Raw genomic sequence first — 16732 nt, forward strand, 5'->3', positions numbered from 1 at the left:
GCCACAAAGGAAACTCTCATGGCAATCACCGGCATCATCCGCCCAGGACACGTTCAGCTTCGCGTGCTCGACATAGAGGCCGCCGTCCGGCACTACCGCGACGTCATAGGCCTGATCGAGACCGCTCGCGATCCCCAGGGCCGCATCTATCTCAAGGCTTGGGACGAGCACGACCACCACAGCGTGGTGCTGCGTGAGGCCGACACGGCCGGCATGGATTTCATGGGCTTTCGCGTCGATTCGCCAGCCACGCTGGCAAAGCTCGCGGCCGACGTCAAGGCCAGCGGCCTGGCCACGGACATGCAATGGATCGAGGCCGGCGAACACCTGCGCACCGGCCAGCGCTTCCGCTTCACCGTGCCCACCGGTCACGCGATCGAACTCTTCGCCGAAAAGGAAAAAGTCGGCAACGGCATGCCCTACGAGAACCCCGAGGTCTATCCCGACGATCTCAAGGGCATGGCACCCTCGCGCTTCGACCACTGCCTGCTGTACGGCGACGACCTCGATGGCACGATGAAGCTATTCATCGACGTGCTGGGCTTCCAGCTCGCCGAGAGCGTGGTGGCCGGCCCCGAGCGCATGCATATCGCGGCCTTCCTGAGTTGCTCGACCAAGCCACACGACATCGCCTTCATCCGCCATCCGGAGAAGAACAAGTTCCACCACGCCTCCTTCCTGCTGGACAACTGGGGCGAGGTGCTGAAGGCGGCGGACATCATCACCAAGAGGCGCGTATCGCTCGACATCGGCCCTACGCGCCACGGCATCACGCGCGGCGAGACCATCTATTTCTTCGATCCGAGCGGCAACCGCAACGAGGTGTTCTCGGGCGGCTACATCTACTACCCGGACAAGCCGCCGCTGGTGTGGACCGACGACGAACTCGGACGCGCGATCTTCTATCACGACCGCAAACTCAACGAAAACTTCCTGAGTGTTCTGACCTGAGGAGCGGACGATGAAGCAATTCATGAACTTCATCGGTGGCGAATTCGTCGCCACGGGGAAGACTTTCGAGAACCGGGCGCCGGTCGACAACGGGCTGATCGGTCTGGTACACGAGGCAGGCGCAGCCGAGGTGGATGCGGCAGTGAAGGCGGCGCGCGCCGCCCTCACCGGCGAATGGGGTCGCATGAGTGTGGCGAAGCGCGTCGAGCTGCTGCATGCGGTGGCCGACGAGATCAACCGGCGCTTCGACGATTTTCTGGCGGCGGAGATGGCCGACACCGGCAAGCCGCACGCGCTTGCCTCGCACGTCGACATCCCGCGCGGCGCTGCAAACTTCAAGGTGTTTGCCGACATCGTGAAGAACGTGCCCGCCGAGAGCTTCGAGATGGCCACGCCCGACGGCGGACAGGCCATCAACTATGCGGTGCGCTCGCCGCTGGGTGTGATCGGCGTCGTATGCCCCTGGAACCTGCCGCTGCTGCTGATGACCTGGAAGGTCGGCCCCGCGCTGGCCTGTGGCAACACCGTGGTCGTGAAACCGTCGGAGGAAACCCCGGCCACCGCCACGTTGCTTGGCGAAGTGATGAACGCGGTGGGCATTCCGCCCGGTGTTTACAACGTGGTGCACGGCTTCGGCCCCGACTCGGCCGGCGAGTTCCTGACCAGGCACCCCGGCGTGAACGGCATCACCTTCACGGGCGAGACGCGCACCGGCGAGGCCATCATGGCGGCCGCCGCCAAGGGCGTGCGGCCGGTGTCCTTCGAGCTCGGTGGAAAGAACGCTGGCATCGTGTTCGCCGACGCGGATTTCGACAAGGCGGTGGCCGGCATCACGCGCTCGGCGTTCGAGAACTGCGGGCAGGTGTGCCTGGGCACCGAGCGCGTCTACGTGCAGCGGCCGATCTTCGACAGGTTCGTCGCGGCGCTGAAGGTCAGGGCCGAGGCGCTGAAGCCGGGGCCGCCGCAGGAGCCCGGTGTCGGCATCGGCCCGCTGATCTCGCGCGAGCACCAGCAGAAAGTGCTGTCCTACTACCAGAAGGCGAAGGACGAGGGCGCCACCGTCGTTACCGGCGGCGGCGTGCCGTCCATGAAGGGCGCGCTGGCTGAAGGCCATTGGGTGCAGCCCACCATCTGGACCGGCCTGCCAGAGACGGCGGCGGTGATCCGCGAGGAGATCTTCGGCCCGTGCTGCCACATCGCGCCCTTCGACACCGAGGAAGAAGCGATCGTGCTGGCCAACGCCACCGACTACGGCCTGGCCACTACCGTGTGGACCGAGAACCTGGGCACGGCGCACCGCGTGGCCAAGCGGGTCGAGGTGGGCATCTGCTGGGTCAACAGCTGGTTCCTGCGCGACCTGCGCACCGCGTTCGGCGGCGCCAAGACTTCGGGTATCGGCCGCGAGGGTGGCGTGCACTCGCTGGAGTTCTACACCGAGCTGCGCAACGTGTGCATCAAGCTGTGAAGGCTCAGGCCGATCGATTTCATTCACTGATCCACCGCAAAGACTAACTATGGACCCTACGCTTATCCAGAAGCTCGGCGACGAGCTCTACGACGCGCTGCGCGCGCGCAGCGCCGTCGACCCGCTCACCAGCCGCCACGAGGGCATCACCATCGCCGATGCCTACGGCGTGCAGCAGCGCATGATCGCCCGCCGCCTTGATGCCGGGGAGCGCATCGTCGGCAAGAAGATCGGTGTGACGTCGCGCGCGGTGATGAACATGCTCGGCGTCTTCCAACCTGACTTCGGCTACCTGCTCGACCGCATGATCGCCGGCGAGGGCGAGTCCATCGACAGCGGCACGCTGATCCAGCCCAAGGCCGAGGGCGAGATCGCCTTCATCCTCAAGCGCGATCTGATGGGGCCGGGTATCGGCAATGCCGATGTGTTGGCGGCCACCGAGTGCGTGATGCCCTGCTTCGAGATCGTCGACTCGCGCATTCGCGACTGGAAGATCAAGATCGCCGACACCGTCGCCGACAATGCCTCGTGTGGTGTCTTCGTGCTGGGCGACAGCGCGGTCGACCCGCGCCGCATCGATCTTTCCACCTGCGGCATGGTGCTCGAGAAGAACGGGGAAGTCATCGCCACCGGCGCCGGTGCGGCAGCGCTCGGCTCACCGGTCAACGCGGTTGCCTGGCTGGCGAATACGCTCGGCGCGCTTGGCATCGGGCTGAAGGCGGGCGAGGTGATCCTGTCGGGCGCGCTCGCCGCCATGTTCCCGGCCAAGGCCGGCGACAGCTTCCGCGTGTCCATTGGTGGCCTCGGCGGCTGCTCGGTGCGCTTCCATTGAAGGAGAACGACCCCATGACGAAGAAGATCCGATGTGCACTGATCGGGCCGGGCAATATCGGTACCGACTTGCTGGCGAAGCTGCAGCGCAGCCCGTTGCTCGAGCCGGTTTGGATGGTGGGCATCGACCCGGCGTCTGACGGCCTGAAGCGCGCCCGCGAGATGGGCTTGAAGACCACGGCCGAGGGCGTGGACGGCCTGCTGCCGCATGTGGAGGCCGACGGCGTGCAGATCGCCTTCGATGCGACCAGCGCCTACGTGCATGCCGAGAACAGCACCAAGCTCAACGCGCTCGGCGTGCTGATGATCGACCTCACGCCGGCAGCCATCGGCCCGTTCTGCGTGCCGCCGGTCAACCTGAAGACGCTGCTGGCGCAGCCGGGCGAGCGGCCCGCGAACGTCAACATGGTCACCTGCGGCGGGCAGGCCACCATCCCGATGGTGGCGGCGGTGTCGCGCGTGCAGCCCGTGACCTACGGCGAGATCGTCGCAACGGTGTCGAGCCGCTCCGTCGGCCCGGGAACGCGCAGGAACATCGACGAGTTCACCCGCACCACGGCCGGTGCGGTGGAGAAGGTAGGCGGCGCCAGGAGGGGCAAGGCCATCATCATCATCAACCCGGCCGAGCCGCCGTTGATCATGCGCGATACGGTGCACTGCCTGACCGAGGAAGTGCCCGACGAGGCGCGCATCACGGCCTCGGTGATCGAGATGGTGGCCGAGGTCCGCAGGTACGTGCCGGGCTACAGGCTGGTGAACGGGCCGGTGTTCGATGGTCGGCGTGTGTCGATCTACCTCGAGGTCGAAGGCCTGGGCGACTACCTGCCCAAGTACGCCGGCAACCTCGACATCATGACTGCCGCCGCGGCGCGCACGGCGGAGATGTTCGCCGAGTCGATGCTGGCCGGCGCCCCGCAACCCGAACACGCCGAGGCCTAGGAGCACCATCCCGTGACCACAACCACCACGAACCTACAAGGCCGCCGCGTCACAGTGCACGATATGACGCTGCGCGACGGCATGCACCCCAAGCGCCATCGGATGACGCTGGAGCAAATGAAGCACATCGCCACCGGGCTCGACGAGGCGGGCGTGCCGCTGATCGAGGTCACGCACGGGGATGGCCTGGGCGGCAGTTCGGTGAACTACGGCTTTCCGGCTCATTCCGACGAGGAGTACCTGGGTGCGGTGATCCCGCTGATGAAGAAGGCCAAGGTCTCGGCGCTGCTGATCCCCGGCATCGGCACCGTCGATCACCTGCGCATGGCCCACGGCCTGGGCGTGCACACGGTGCGCGTGGCTACGCATTGCACCGAGGCCGACGTATCGGAGCAGCACATCGCGATGGCGCGCAGGCTTGGCATGGACACGGTGGGCTTCCTGATGATGGCCCACATGGCCTCGCCTGAGATGCTGGTAAGCCAAGCCCTGCTGATGGAAGGATACGGCGCCAACTGCATCTACGTGACCGACTCGGCGGGCTACATGTTGCCAGACGACGTGAAGGCGCGGCTGCGCGCCGTGCGTGCGGCGCTGAGGCCCGAGATCGAGTTGGGCTTCCACGGCCACCACAACCTTGCGATGGGTGTCGCGAACTCAATCGCGGCGGTGGAGGCGGGTGCAAACCGCATCGACGCGGCTGCCGCAGGGTTGGGCGCTGGCGCCGGCAACACGCCGATGGAGGTGCTCGTCGCGGTATGCGACCGCATGGGCATCGAAACCGGCGTGGACGTGTTCGGCATCCAGGACGTGGCCGAGGATCGCGTCGTGCCGATCATGGATCACATGATCCGCATCGACCGCGACTCGCTCACCCTCGGCTACGCGGGTGTGTATTCGAGCTTCCTGCTGTTCGCCAAGCGGGCCGAGAAGAAGTACGGCGTGCCGGCGCGCGAGATCCTGGTCGAACTGGGGCGGCGCGGCATGGTCGGCGGGCAGGAGGACATGATCGAGGACACGGCGATCACACTGGCGCGCGAGAAAGAGGCCGAGCAGAATGCGCAGCCCGCGCAGGCCTCGACGGCTATGAATGCGGCGCAGGAGGTGACGGCATGAAGCTCGACGCAAAGATCATCGCCGCACTCGCCGAGCTTCTTGAAACCTGCGAGTTGGAGGCACGCGACACGCCCAAGATCACCGACGAATATCCGCAGATGGACTGGGACGACGCCTATGCCATCCAGAACGAGATCCGTCGCCGCAAACTCGCGCGCGGGCAGCGCATCATCGGCCTGAAGGCGGGCTTGACCTCGCATGCCAAGATGAAGCAGATGGGTGTGACCACGCCCGTGTTCGGCTTCATGGCCGACAATTACGCGGTGCCCGAGGGAGGCGAGTGCAAGGTGAGCGAACTGATCCATCCGAAGGTGGAGCCCGAGATCGCATTCGTCACGAAACGTGCGCTCAAGGGGCCGGGCTGCCACATCGGCGCAGTCCTGGCGGCCACCGACTTCGTGCTGCCAGGCATCGAGGTGATCGATAGCCGCTATCGCGATTTCAAGTTCGACCTCAAGAGCGTGGTGGCCGACAACACCTCGGCCTCGCGCTTCGTGGTTGGCGGCCGCGCTGTGCCGGTCAGCGAGGTCGACTTGCGCACGACAGGCATCGTGCTCGAGAAGAACGGCGAGCCGGTGGCTTTTGGCGCAGGCGCGGCTGTGCTGGGCCATCCGGCTGCAGCCATCGCGATGCTGGCCAACCACCTGGGCGTGCGCGGCGAGGAGATTCCGGCCGGCACGCTGATTCTGTCGGGCGGCATCACCGAGGCGGTGGCCGTGAAGGCAGGGGACGCGGTTACGCTGAAGGTACAGGGTATGGGCAGCGTCGGACTGCGTTTCATCTGATCGATAGGAGCACATCACCATGCCGTTTGCACAGATCTACCTGATCGAGGGCCGCACCGAGGAGCAGAAGCGCGCGCTGATCGAGAAGGTCACCCAGGCGATCGTCGAGGCCGTTAACGCGCCGAAGGAGAACGTGCGGGTGTGGCTGCACGACGTACCGAAGGAGAACTGGGGGATTGCGGATGTCTCGGCGAAAAGCCTAGGTCGATAGATCGCCGTCGCGTGTAACGCCGAGGCGTTTCAGCGCGCCCACGATTGCGTTTGATTCCGTGCTCGCGCGGCGCTCCTGCTTGGCTTGGCATGAGTCCACGCCGGATCGAGCGACTTGGAGACCGCTCCGTAGATGAGCGCCCTTCTGGCTTGGTCTCACGCAAACGCGGACTTTCCAGCAACAACCTGCTGGCGCCACACGCAGTCGGGGGGCATTGTGCTGATCCCATCTTTGGTGCGTCAGTGCCCCCCAACGGCACGGGACATCCAACTCCGTTGGTGACCTGCTTGGTCGACCGGGGCGGGACGTCAACGGTCTGATCAAACCAGCAACCGTCCTCCCCACCAGCGAACGAGCCGTACACTGCTCAGACTATGAGTGTCAGCAACAAAAGCCGCGGGATTCAATCTATCGAGATCGGCTACCGAATACTGGTGGCCCTGCAGGCCGGGCAGCCGGCGTCGCTAAAGGCCATTGCCGAACGTACGGAGATGACCTCAAGCGCAGTTCACAACTACCTGGCCAGCTTCATGAGAATCGGCATGGTGGAAGCAGTCGGCCGGGGACAGTATCAGCTTGGCCCCAGTACGGCGTCGCTTGGGCTTTCAGCCCTTCGACATACCAACTCGTTTGAGGTCGTCCGGGCGGAGGCGGTGGTTCTCTCCGAGCGCACCGAACTCGGCGTCGCAATCCTTACGTGGACCCATGGGGGGACGTCCATTGTGTACTTCAAGGAGGGCAAGCGCCGCGGCCCGTTCGACCTGCGCAACGGCCCGGTTTCGATCCTCCACACGGGTGGCGGAAATGTATTCGTGGGCTACCTTGAGGCCGCAGCGACCTTGCCCGCATTCATCGAGGAAGCCGCCGTGGAGGGTTTGTCCGCGCGGAAGGCGCGAGAGTTGCACTCGCGCATCGCATCATCCGTGCGCGCAGCCGGGTACGCGGTGACGGAGTTAAGTGAACTGCCTGGCTACAAATCGGTGTCGGCGCCCGTATGGTCGTCGGAGGACCAAGTCATCTACGCACTCACCATCACAGGCCCAACGGGTGCCATTGACGCTTCCGCGAAGAGCAAGCAGATCGCCGAACTGGTTGCGACCGCGAGAAAGGTCTCCCGGCAGCTGGGAGCTCCACCTGGCCGGTGGGACTGCAGGTGACGCGCAGCGCCTGCCTTTGTCTGCCTGTTCCTCACTTCGCCGCGAGCTCCAACGCTTGGAAGACCGTCCCGGCGGGGTCCAGGAGCGTCGCGACGCGTCCATGCGTGCCCATGTCGCGCACATCGAGAACCGTGCCTCCAGCGTGAGCAACCTTTTCTAGCAGGACGTCGAGTTCCGTCACTTGGAAGACGCTCACTGCCCCGGAGCGCATACCCGCAGGGGCCTCTTCCGGTGAACCAAGCGCAAACCGGCCGTCCCCCAACTGAAATTCAGCCCAGCGACTGCCGTCGCGAAATTTCAGCTTGAGTCCCATGGCTTCCGTGTAGAAGCTGATCAGCGAATCCAAGTCCTCCCCTATGTGAAATGCGGTGCGAAAACGTATCGTGCTCATGCAAGTCTCCTTTCGTTAATTCAATATTATCAAAATACTAGTTCATGTTGAAATTATAGAGTGTCTCGCACCTATAGTTCTCCCATCGCGTGCACCCCGTGACAACGCGAAGGATGGAGACAACAATGAACACCGCAGAGAACCTGAAGCTCGCCGATCCCGTGGATGCGCGCGAGCTCAGAAGATGCCTTGGCCAGTTCGTGACTGGCGTGACCGTGGTCACCACATGTGCTGTAGACGGCAGTTTGGTCGGCCTGACGGCGAACTCCTTCAGCTCGGTGTCCTTGGACCCTCCGCTGATTCTGTGGAGCCAGCGTGTACAGGCGGCCAGCCATCCGGCGTTTCGCGATGCGGATCGCTTTGCGATCAACATCCTCGCGTCCAACCAGGTTGAGATATCGCACAGGTTTGGCAGCCCTGCCGGAACGCGCTTCGAGGGGCTGCCCATCACAAGCGGGCTGGGAGGCGTGCCATTGATCGATGGTTGTGCCGCCTACCTGGAATGCCGCAAGGAGGCGATGTATCCGGGTGGAGACCACATCATCTTTATCGGCAGGGTCGAGCGGCTGGTTGTCAGTGGATCCGCACCGCTCGCCTTCGGGCAGGGGAAATACATGGTGGTGCAGCCCCACGACCTGGGCTCCCTCACTGGAGATCTGGGACTTCCATTCGCCCCCTCCATCGAAGCGGTCGGATTGGCGCAGCCGCTGCTGGAGGAGTTCAGCGCGGAGCATGAACTCACGGCGTGCCTTGTCGTCTGGGGTAACCACGGTCCCACCATCGTGCGTTGGACGGCACCAAAGAATCCCTTGGACGTTCCATTGCGCACGGGGCTGGTGCTGCCGGTGCTCAGTTCTGCGGGCGGCGTCGCGTTCGCGGCTCATTTGCCGCGTCCGGTCGTCGCCCCCTACATCGACCAGGAACTCGCAACGGCGCATCGAGGACAGCAATACCACACGCCCCGAACAAAGGAAGAGGTCGAGGCGGTCCTGGAACAGGTGCGCAGGACCGGCGTCGCGACGGCGACCGATCTGCGCTCTTCGGCGGCGCAACTCCGAGGCATTGACGCTTTGAGTGCGCCGATTTTCGATGGCCAGGGCCGCATGGTGATGGCGCTGACTGCGATGGGGTACTCGGACGACATCGACTGCAGATCTGACGGAACGCTCGTTCAGCGGCTCCGGGAGCAGGCGGGTCGCATCTCCGCTGCCATGGCCCGCCGGGGCCTGTAGCGGGTACCTGAGCCCATTCGCGGGCGGTCCGTCGCGCCGGCAAGGCAGGACGGGCCACTCCTTCCCCACTCATTTTCGACAGGAGAAAAGCAATGCAGTTTGGAGTTTTTGATCACATGGACCGCGCCGGCAACGACCTGATGGCGCAATACGAAGACCGGCTTTCCCTCATCGAGGCCTACGACCGAGCCGGGTTCCGCGGCTATCACCTGGCGGAGCACCACTCGACGCCGCTCGGGCAAAGCCCTTCGCCCAGTGTCTTCCTGGCCGCCGCATCGCAGCGCACGAAGAAGATCCGTCTCGGGGCGATGGTCTTCACGCTCAGCCTGTATCACCCCCTGCGCCTGATCGAGGAAATCTGCATGCTGGACATGCTCACGCGAGGTCGCCTGGACGTCGGCATCGGACGCGGCATTTCTCCCATCGAGATGGGCTTCTACGGTGTCCACGGGGACAAGGCGCAGGAGGTCTATATCGAGGCGAGCGAAATCATCCTTCAAGGCCTCACGTCCCCGCGCGTCAACTACGAAGGCAAGCACTTCACCTTCCGCGACGTTCCAATGGAACTTGCGCCGGTACAGAAGCCTCTGCCTCCGATGTGGTACGGCGTGGCTCGACCGGAGACGACGGTCTGGGCTGCACAGAACAATTTCAACATCATGTGCAACGGGGCCATCGGCACCGTGGCCGAGATCACCAGCCGCTTCCGCAGTGAATGGGCCACGGCAGGCAATCCGTCCTCGAGCCTGCCCTTGATGGGCATGAGCCGGCATGTCGTGGTCGCGGATACAGATGCCGAAGCGATCGCGATCGCGGCTCCTGCCTACGAACAGTGGCACGGCAACCTGACGTATCTGTGGAAGTTGAACAAACTGCAGGTTCCCCTGAGCTTTCCCGAAAAATTCGAGGACGCAGTCACGATGGGACTGTGCTGCGTCGGCTCGACGAGCACGGTCCGTGCGATGCTGCAAGAGCAGGCCGGCGAAGCCGGCGTGAACTATCTCCTTTGCCGCCTGGCATTCGGCAACCTGAAGCGCGAGCAATCCATGCGCACCGTGGAACTGATGGCGCGCGACATCATGCCGGCGTTCGAGCCGGTGGCGCTTGCTGCCTGAGGTTGAACCGGGCAGGGGATGTCAATCATGCGTCGGCAGATCATTCAGGGCGCACATGGAACCATCGAGGTTCTGTGCCGAGGCGGGACGGGGGAGACGTCCCTGTTCCTTCATGGAATCGGAGCGACGGCGTCCGGCTGGGACGAGTTGATCAAAGGGCTGCCAGGCCGCCGCGTGGCTTGGAACGCACCAGGGTATGGCGCAAGTTCGCCCTTGAACAGCGCTGCTGAACTGCATCAGTATGTAGATTCGCTGGCCACCGTGCTGGACGGCCTCGGAGAGGAGCGAGTCCATGTCGTCGGCCACTCGTGGGGGACCTTGCTCGCCGCGAGCCTCGCGAGCGACTTCCCTCAACGCGTGAGGTCACTGGCATTGTTGAACCCCACCCCGGGGTATGCCAGCCTTCCGCCGGAACAGCGCAACGCGTTGCTTGCCTCCAGGCTGAGCATGCTGGGTGAGCTGGGCCCTGCGGGGGTGGCGCGGCGTTCCGCTCCGAGTCTTGTCAGTCCGCACGCCTCACCGGAACTGCTGGAAGCGGCCAGGGAACTAGCTGCAGGAATCACAGAGCAGGGTATGCGCGATGCCACTCGGGTGCTGTTTGCCACCGACCTGCTGAAGATCCTGCAAAGCGGATGGGAGGGACCGATGCTGGTGCTGACCGGCGACGATGACAGCATTGGAGGCAGCGATCTCGCTCCCGAGATCGAGCGTCGGCTGCGCGGCGTGCGTCACGTTGCCGTCGCCCGGTGCGGGCACCTTGCGCCGCTGGAGTCGCCAGGCCTTACGGCCACGGAACTGTGTCGCCTCTGGAACAGTTGCCCGACCGAATCCTCCTGACGGTAAGACCGTCCACACGTCTCGATCACTTTCACAGGAGCACTCATGACTCGATGAAGATGCCATGGCTGGAAATGCCTTCAACGCATGCCTCAATCATTCGCAACCGCGCAACGGTTCCAGACTAACCAAGGAGACATCATGAGAATATTTCAGACCCTTCAAATTGCCATGCTTGGCATTGCAATGTGCGTCCAGCCTGCGACGGCCCAGGTCGCCAACTCACTGAGCAAGCCGATCAGGCTCATCGTCCCATTTGCAGCTGGAGGACCGACAGACGCTGCGGCGCGTGCAGTCGGCGAGGGCCTCAGCCGCGCTCTTGGGCAGTCGGTCATCGTCGAAAACAAGCCGGGGGCGAACACGATCATTGGCGCCAGCGCCTGCAAGGCGGCCGCCCCTGACGGACAGACGTTCTGCATATTCCTGAACGATACGGTCACGATCAATCCGTCCGTCTATAGCAAGCTTCCGTATGATTCTGATCGCGACTTCGTCGCTGTTGCGAGCCTGGTCGGCATCGAATCCGCGATCGTGGTTACCGCAGACGTTCCGGTATCGAATCTCAAGGAGCTTGCTCAGTTCGATGCGGCCAATCCCGGAAAGCTCAACTGGGGAACATTCGGCATCGGGAGCTCTGCTCACTTGTATCTTGGACAGGCCAACCGCGCGCTGAACACGCGGATCAATCACGTCCCCTACGCCCAAGGAGGCGCTGCAGTGGTGTCCGGACTGATGTCGGGAGACATCCAGTCCACAATGCTGTCCTATGGGCTCGTCAACCAGTGGATTCAGAAGGGGAAACTCAAGGCCATTGCCGTTATCGGAGAGAGCCGGTCGCCGTACTTCCCGAACGTCCACAGCGTGAAGGAACAGGGTTTGGGGATGAGCCCAAGGCTTTGGATTGGCATGTTTGCTCCCAGCGGTATCCCTGCGGCCGCCGTCGAGCAAATGAACAAGGCGGTCAACCGGATCTTGCTGGATCCAGCCTTTCAGAAGCAATACCTCGAGACCCAAGGCCTTACTCCGCTGGTCGGCACGTCCCAAGAGTTTGCGGACCGTATCCGTAGGGATCGCGCCGAATGGGCGGCGGTGGCATCCGCCACGAACGTCAGGTTGGACTGAGCATGGATGGTCACTTGACTGCGGAAGTGGTCACGACGATGCAGTGCGTCGAGATCGCGCATTCAGGCCCTCCTGAAGTGCTGCGCGTCGTGGAAAGACCATGCCCGGTGCCCGGGGCAGGGGAGGTGCTGATCCGAGTCGCTGCGGCAGGCGTCAACCGCGGCGACGTGGCGCAGCGGACGGGGCACTATCCGCCACCTCCTGGTGCCAGCGATGTGCCAGGACTTGAAGTGTCGGGAACCATCGCGCAACTTGGTGAAGGGGTGACGGCCTTCAGAGTTGGTGACAAGGTCTGCGCACTACTCACTGGCGGAGGCTATGCGACCTACTGCACAGTGGCAGCGAGTCAATGCCTGCCGGTGCCCACGGGCGTGTCGCTGCTGGATGCCGCCGGACTCCCGGAAGCGTGCTTCACTGTTTGGAGCACGGTCTGGAGACAGGGTCGACTGAAGGACGGCGAGTCGTTGCTGGTGCACGGCGGCGCAAGCGGCATTGGCACCATGGCGATCCAGATGGCTGCTGCACTGGGCCACCGCGTCATGGTCACGGCCGGGGGACCCGAGCGCTGTGCCGCCTGCATCGAACTGGGCGCAACGCTAGCGATCGACTACCACCGAGAAGACTTCGTGCAGGCCGTGGATGCGGCGACACATGGCAGAGGTGTCGATGTCATCCTGGACATGGTCGCCGGTGACTACGTGGCGCGCGATATCTCCGCGGTGGCAACAGATGGTCGGGTGGTGTTCATCTCGTTTCTAGGTGGACGCCATGTGCAGTTCGATGTCATGGCCGTCATGCAGAAGCGCGTTACGCTAACTGGTTCGACCCTTCGCGCGAGTTCTTCCGCATTCAAGCAGTCGATTGCGCTTGAACTGGCCGAATACATCTGGCCAAAAATTGAAGCAGGTGCCATTTGCCCTGTCACCGATGGTGTCTTCGAACTCTCCGAGGTGGCGGACGCGCACCGACTGATGGAGTCGGGGCGACAGATCGGGAAGATCCTGATTCGCATGCCAATCCACTGAAACGGTGTGAACGCTGTCCGGCGAGTGATGGGCCTCGCGCGAACCAAGCTGTCGCGGCACCGGCTTAGCCAGTTGGACAGCCCCCTGGTTGTGCCACTGGCGAATCCTCGTGCGACTTCACGCCGCTGACGCCGATCCCCCACCTATCTGCGCAGCAGTGCTCGCTTTGCCGGACTGCGCGTGCGCCGATGCCGAGATCAGCTAACTTCCCGCCGCTATGGCGCGAAACTTGTCTTCGTCGCTTCAGTTGTCAGAAAACAATTCGCTGACCAACTGCCTCAGCCACATGTTGTCAGGGTCCCGGTTGTACTTGGCGTGCCAGAACATGTTGATGGAAATCTCCGGCAGTTTGACGGGATGCGGGGATACGATCAGGTCAAAGGGCTCCTTGCTACGGTCGGCATATCGCTCCGGCAAAGTGGCAATCAAGTCTGTGCTCTGCAGGATGTGGCCAACAGCAATGAAGTGGGGCACCACCAGGCGGATGCGGCGCGTCACGCCTGCACGGGCAAGCAAACTGTCGATCTCACCGTGTCCGGTATTCCGAGCAGTAACGCCCACATGCTCAAGCTTGCTGAACTGCGCAAGTGTCATCGGGGACTTGGCGATAGGATGCCCTCGCCTGAACATGCACACATAACGCTGCCGAAACAAGCGCTTCTGAAAAAATCCGGTCTGCAGATGGGGCATCGATCCCAGCGCAAGGTCAATCGACCCTGACTCCATGTCCTCTTTGATGTTTCCAGAGTTGGTGCGATGCGTATGAATCTGTATTTTTGGGGCAATCCGGGAGAGCTCATCCATCAACGGAGGCATGAAGTACATCTCGCCAACGTCGGTCATCGCAAGATTGAAGGTCCGTGCACTGGTCTTCGGGTCGAAGCGTTCGCTGCTGGAAAACGCGGTCTGTAACGCATTAAGCGCGTAGACAACGGGTTCGGCCAGATGAAGCGCATAAGGCGTTGGCTCCATGCCTTTGGATGTCCGGATAAACAGCTCATCGTTGAGAAGCTCACGCATGCGTCGTAGAGCGTTGCTGACGGCTGGCTGCGACATGTCCAGCTTTTCAGCGGCCACCGATGCACTGCGGTCCAACAGCATCTGGTTGAACACCACCAGCAGATTCAGGTCCAGGTCGCGAAGCTTCATGTCACACCCCATTATTCATAGTGGTGATTGTAACTATCAGACTTACTGCATCGACTAATACAGCGTTCGTCCCCAGAATCGCGCCACTCGGAGACAAAGTGAGCGCCCCACATGGAATTGGTTATAGAGCCACTCAAGCTACATCTGCAGACAGAGATCGGTAAGAACCTGCTGGATGTGCTGCGCTCGAACGACGTCCCCATCTCGTACAGTTGCATGTCTGGCCGATGTGGAACATGCCGCTGCAAAGTGACCGAGGGCAGCGTCCTCGATGGCGGACCAGAGACTGGCAGGCCTCACTCGGCCAAGGCCGGAGACGTGCTGGCATGCCAGGCGACTTTGACCGGCGACTGCACGATTGAAGTTCCGGATGTTGACGAGGTGGTGACCCACCCCGCGAAGATCATCAAAGGGACCGTCACATCGATTGAGAAAGCCACCCACGACATTCGTCGAATCAAGGTCAGGCTTTCCAAGCCTCTTGAGTTCAGTCCCGGCCAGTACGCGACCGTGCAGTTCACGCCGGACCACATTCGGCCGTACTCGATGGCAGGCCTCCCGGGCGACGAAGAAATGGAGTTCCAAGTCCGTCAGGTGCATGGCGGACGGGTGACGGACTACATCTTCAGGGAACTGAAGACAGGAGCCAACCTCCGAATCAGCGGTCCTTTGGGAACTGCGTATCTGAGGCGAAAGCACGCCGGCCCGATGCTCTGCGTGGGCGGAGGGACCGGACTGGCTCCTGTTCTATCGATCGTTCGCGGCGCGCTCGCGGAGGGTATGAAGAACCCGATTCACCTCTACTTTGGGGTCCGCAGCCAGGAAGACCTCTACGACGCAGACCGCCTCAGGGTGCTTGCAGACCAGAACTCCAACCTCCAGGTGCACATCGTCGTGGCTACCGGTCCGGCGGGCAACGGCCTGCGCAGTGGACTGGTCACCGATGCCATCCAAAACGACCTTCAGTCGTTGGAAGGATGGCGAGCCTATCTGTGCGGTGCGCCGGCGATGGTCGAGGCACTCAGCCTGCTCGTCGCAAAGCAGGGCATTGCTCCTGAGCATGTCCATGCAGACGCGTTTTATCCCAGTGGTGTCTGACCGCACCGCCATTCCCCACACACTTCATTAAAGGAGACCCACGATGAGTGAAGGCAAGACAGTGTTTCCCCCAAACCCTACTTGGCCAGGCGATGGGACCAGTCGTGTTCCTTTCTGGGCGTACACCCGCGAGGATCTCTACAAGCGCGAGCTTGACCGATTGTTCTATTCCGGCCACTGGTGCTACGTCGGTCTTGAGGCTGAGATTCCCAATCCGGGCGACTTCAGGCGCACCGTGATCGGCGAGCGCTCAGTCATCATGGTGCGGGATACCGACGGTGGAGTGAACGTCGTCGAAAACGTCTGCGCCCACCGCGGCATGCGTTTCTGCCGCGAACGCAATGGCCATGCAAAGGACTTCTTCTGTCCCTATCACCAATGGAACTACAGCCTCAAGGGCGATCTGCAGGGGGTTCCCTTCCGCCGTGGCGTGAAGCAGGATGGAAAGATCAACGGCGGTATGCCCAAGGACTTCAAGCTGGAAGAGCACGGTCTGACCAAGTTGAAGGTGGCCACGCGCGGTGGTGTCGTCTTTGCTTCGTTCGACCATGACGTCGAACCATTCGAAGAGTTTCTCGGCCCGACCATCCTCCAGTACTTCGACCGGGTGTTCAACGGCCGCAAGCTCAAGGTTCTGGGCTACCGCCGCCAGCGCATTCCAGGCAACTGGAAGCTGATGCAGGAGAACATCAAGGATCCATATCACCCTGGTCTCCTGCACACCTGGTTCTCCACCTTCGGGCTCTGGCGCGCCGACAACAAATCCGAGCTGAAGATGGACGAGAAGTTTCGCCATGCAGCCATGATTTCCACGCGTGGCCAGGGCGGCAAGAACGAGGAGGTGGTCACGGGCGTCGACAGCTTCAAGGAGTCGATGAAGGTCAACGACCCGCGCCTGCTGGACATCGTGCCCGAACCCTGGTGGGGCGGGCCCACCGCTGTGATGACCACGATCTTCCCGAGTGTGATCATCCAGCAGCAGGTCAACAGCGTGTCGACCCGCCATATCCAGCCGTCTGGTCACGGCTCATTCGACTTCGTCTGGACTCACTTCGGGTTTGAGGACGATACGCCTGAGATGCATGAGCGTCGTCTGATCCAAGCCAATCTATTCGGACCTGCTGGTTTTGTCTCTGCCGACGATGGCGAAGTCATCGAGTGGTCGCAGGAGGGCTTTGAGCAGAACCCTGGTCACCGCACGGTCATCGAGATGGGCGGTCACGAAATCGGTGACACCGATCACATGGTCACGGAGACCTTGATTCGCGGTATGTACAACTACTGGCGTCAAGTGATGGGGGAATAGCC

At 62.6% G+C, this 16732-nt stretch carries 17 protein-coding genes; 15 read left to right on the top strand and 2 right to left on the bottom strand.

Translation table 11 applies throughout. The features are described 5' to 3' along the window. Nucleotides 1–18 precede the first annotated feature (18 nt). The 8 genes from AAFF19_RS09460 to AAFF19_RS09495 all read left to right on the top strand — a co-directional run bounded on the left by AAFF19_RS09460 (nucleotide 19) and on the right by AAFF19_RS09495 (nucleotide 7455). Nucleotides 19–951, top strand: a complete 933-nt coding sequence (locus AAFF19_RS09460) for a catechol 2,3-dioxygenase (protein ID WP_038201486.1) — start codon at nucleotides 19–21, stop codon at nucleotides 949–951. 10 nt (nucleotides 952–961) lie between these two features. Next, the gene (locus AAFF19_RS09465; RefSeq protein ID WP_038201489.1) at nucleotides 962–2416 is read left to right on the top strand and encodes a 2-hydroxymuconic semialdehyde dehydrogenase; all 1455 of its coding nucleotides are present in this window, start codon (nucleotides 962–964) and stop codon (nucleotides 2414–2416) included. 49 nt (nucleotides 2417–2465) lie between these two features. Next, nucleotides 2466–3248 (top strand): 2-oxopent-4-enoate hydratase, encoded by a 783-nt coding sequence (dmpE, locus tag AAFF19_RS09470; RefSeq protein WP_038201491.1) that lies wholly within the window; start codon nucleotides 2466–2468, stop codon nucleotides 3246–3248. A gap of 14 nt (nucleotides 3249–3262) precedes the next feature. Continuing rightward, nucleotides 3263–4186 carry an acetaldehyde dehydrogenase (acetylating) gene (locus tag AAFF19_RS09475; RefSeq protein ID WP_038201493.1) on the top strand — a complete coding sequence of 308 codons (924 nt, stop codon included), beginning with the start codon at nucleotides 3263–3265 and terminating at the stop codon, nucleotides 4184–4186. 12 nt (nucleotides 4187–4198) lie between these two features. Continuing rightward, complete coding sequence (gene dmpG, locus AAFF19_RS09480; protein WP_281173387.1) at nucleotides 4199–5302, top strand: 4-hydroxy-2-oxovalerate aldolase; 1104 nt, start codon at nucleotides 4199–4201, stop codon at nucleotides 5300–5302. After that, complete coding sequence (gene dmpH, locus AAFF19_RS09485; protein ID WP_038201495.1) at nucleotides 5299–6087, top strand: 2-oxo-3-hexenedioate decarboxylase; 789 nt, start codon at nucleotides 5299–5301, stop codon at nucleotides 6085–6087. The genes dmpG and dmpH overlap by 4 nt, the downstream gene beginning before the upstream one ends. 19 nt (nucleotides 6088–6106) lie before the next feature. Beyond that, a complete protein-coding gene (locus AAFF19_RS09490) occupies nucleotides 6107–6298 on the top strand; it encodes a 2-hydroxymuconate tautomerase (protein ID WP_038201497.1) in 192 nt (63 codons plus the stop codon). 374 nt (nucleotides 6299–6672) lie between these two features. Further along, nucleotides 6673–7455, top strand: a complete 783-nt coding sequence (locus tag AAFF19_RS09495; protein ID WP_038201500.1) for a helix-turn-helix domain-containing protein — start codon at nucleotides 6673–6675, stop codon at nucleotides 7453–7455. Nucleotides 7456–7486: 31 nt separating this feature from the next. Here the strand turns inward: AAFF19_RS09495 and AAFF19_RS09500 are convergent, their stop codons facing one another. After that, entirely contained in the window at nucleotides 7487–7846 is a 360-nt protein-coding gene (locus AAFF19_RS09500; RefSeq protein WP_038201502.1) for a VOC family protein, read from the bottom strand. Nucleotides 7847–7971: 125 nt separating this feature from the next. On the opposite strand from AAFF19_RS09500, the gene AAFF19_RS09505 reads away from it, so the two are divergent. The 5 genes from AAFF19_RS09505 (at nucleotide 7972) to AAFF19_RS09525 (ending at nucleotide 13177) form a co-directional block, all read left to right on the top strand. Then, complete coding sequence (locus tag AAFF19_RS09505) at nucleotides 7972–9078, top strand: flavin reductase (RefSeq protein WP_038201505.1); 1107 nt, start codon at nucleotides 7972–7974, stop codon at nucleotides 9076–9078. Nucleotides 9079–9170: 92 nt separating this feature from the next. Beyond that, nucleotides 9171–10193, top strand: coding sequence for an LLM class flavin-dependent oxidoreductase (locus AAFF19_RS09510; RefSeq protein WP_038201508.1), 1023 nt, complete (start codon nucleotides 9171–9173; stop codon nucleotides 10191–10193). 27 nt (nucleotides 10194–10220) lie between these two features. Then, on the top strand, nucleotides 10221–11030 hold the full coding sequence (locus tag AAFF19_RS09515) for an alpha/beta hydrolase (RefSeq protein WP_169748278.1): 810 nt from the start codon (nucleotides 10221–10223) through the stop codon (nucleotides 11028–11030). 141 nt (nucleotides 11031–11171) lie between these two features. Then, entirely contained in the window at nucleotides 11172–12152 is a 981-nt protein-coding gene (locus AAFF19_RS09520; protein WP_051952854.1) for a tripartite tricarboxylate transporter substrate binding protein, read from the top strand. Between the two features lie 38 nt (nucleotides 12153–12190). After that, the gene (locus AAFF19_RS09525) at nucleotides 12191–13177 is read left to right on the top strand and encodes an NAD(P)H-quinone oxidoreductase (RefSeq protein WP_038201829.1); all 987 of its coding nucleotides are present in this window, start codon (nucleotides 12191–12193) and stop codon (nucleotides 13175–13177) included. Nucleotides 13178–13420: 243 nt separating this feature from the next. Here AAFF19_RS09525 and AAFF19_RS09530 read toward each other — a convergent pair whose 3' ends face one another. Next, nucleotides 13421–14326: a LysR family transcriptional regulator gene (locus tag AAFF19_RS09530; RefSeq protein ID WP_038201831.1), complete on the bottom strand. Its 906-nt coding sequence runs from the start codon at nucleotides 14324–14326 to the stop codon at nucleotides 13421–13423. A gap of 111 nt (nucleotides 14327–14437) precedes the next feature. Between AAFF19_RS09530 and AAFF19_RS09535 the strand changes: the two genes are divergently transcribed. Further along, nucleotides 14438–15424 (top strand): 2Fe-2S iron-sulfur cluster-binding protein, encoded by a 987-nt coding sequence (locus AAFF19_RS09535; RefSeq protein ID WP_038201514.1) that lies wholly within the window; start codon nucleotides 14438–14440, stop codon nucleotides 15422–15424. A 43-nt stretch (nucleotides 15425–15467) separates the two neighbouring features. Then, on the top strand, nucleotides 15468–16730 hold the full coding sequence (locus tag AAFF19_RS09540; RefSeq protein ID WP_038201517.1) for an aromatic ring-hydroxylating dioxygenase subunit alpha: 1263 nt from the start codon (nucleotides 15468–15470) through the stop codon (nucleotides 16728–16730). Nucleotides 16731–16732 lie beyond the last annotated feature (2 nt).

Source organism: Acidovorax sp. FHTAMBA (assembly GCF_038958875.1).
Classification (GTDB): domain Bacteria; phylum Pseudomonadota; class Gammaproteobacteria; order Burkholderiales; family Burkholderiaceae_C; genus Acidovorax.

Excerpts from the sequence above, each read along its gene's own strand:
- AAFF19_RS09460 (WP_038201486.1), top strand. The coding sequence starts at position 19 with ATGGCAATCACCGGCATCATCCGCCCAGGACACGTTCAGCTTCGCGTG.
- AAFF19_RS09465 (WP_038201489.1), top strand. The coding sequence starts at position 962 with ATGAAGCAATTCATGAACTTCATCGGTGGCGAATTCGTCGCCACGGGG.
- dmpE (WP_038201491.1), top strand. The coding sequence starts at position 2,466 with ATGGACCCTACGCTTATCCAGAAGCTCGGCGACGAGCTCTACGACGCG.
- AAFF19_RS09475 (WP_038201493.1), top strand. The coding sequence starts at position 3,263 with ATGACGAAGAAGATCCGATGTGCACTGATCGGGCCGGGCAATATCGGT.
- dmpH (WP_038201495.1), top strand. The coding sequence starts at position 5,299 with ATGAAGCTCGACGCAAAGATCATCGCCGCACTCGCCGAGCTTCTTGAA.
- AAFF19_RS09490 (WP_038201497.1), top strand. The coding sequence starts at position 6,107 with ATGCCGTTTGCACAGATCTACCTGATCGAGGGCCGCACCGAGGAGCAG.
- AAFF19_RS09495 (WP_038201500.1), top strand. The coding sequence starts at position 6,673 with ATGAGTGTCAGCAACAAAAGCCGCGGGATTCAATCTATCGAGATCGGC.
- AAFF19_RS09500 (WP_038201502.1), bottom strand. The coding sequence starts at position 7,846 with ATGAGCACGATACGTTTTCGCACCGCATTTCACATAGGGGAGGACTTG.
- AAFF19_RS09505 (WP_038201505.1), top strand. The coding sequence starts at position 7,972 with ATGAACACCGCAGAGAACCTGAAGCTCGCCGATCCCGTGGATGCGCGC.
- AAFF19_RS09510 (WP_038201508.1), top strand. The coding sequence starts at position 9,171 with ATGCAGTTTGGAGTTTTTGATCACATGGACCGCGCCGGCAACGACCTG.
- AAFF19_RS09515 (WP_169748278.1), top strand. The coding sequence starts at position 10,221 with ATGCGTCGGCAGATCATTCAGGGCGCACATGGAACCATCGAGGTTCTG.
- AAFF19_RS09520 (WP_051952854.1), top strand. The coding sequence starts at position 11,172 with ATGAGAATATTTCAGACCCTTCAAATTGCCATGCTTGGCATTGCAATG.
- AAFF19_RS09525 (WP_038201829.1), top strand. The coding sequence starts at position 12,191 with ATGCAGTGCGTCGAGATCGCGCATTCAGGCCCTCCTGAAGTGCTGCGC.
- AAFF19_RS09530 (WP_038201831.1), bottom strand. The coding sequence starts at position 14,326 with ATGAAGCTTCGCGACCTGGACCTGAATCTGCTGGTGGTGTTCAACCAG.
- AAFF19_RS09535 (WP_038201514.1), top strand. The coding sequence starts at position 14,438 with ATGGAATTGGTTATAGAGCCACTCAAGCTACATCTGCAGACAGAGATC.
- AAFF19_RS09540 (WP_038201517.1), top strand. The coding sequence starts at position 15,468 with ATGAGTGAAGGCAAGACAGTGTTTCCCCCAAACCCTACTTGGCCAGGC.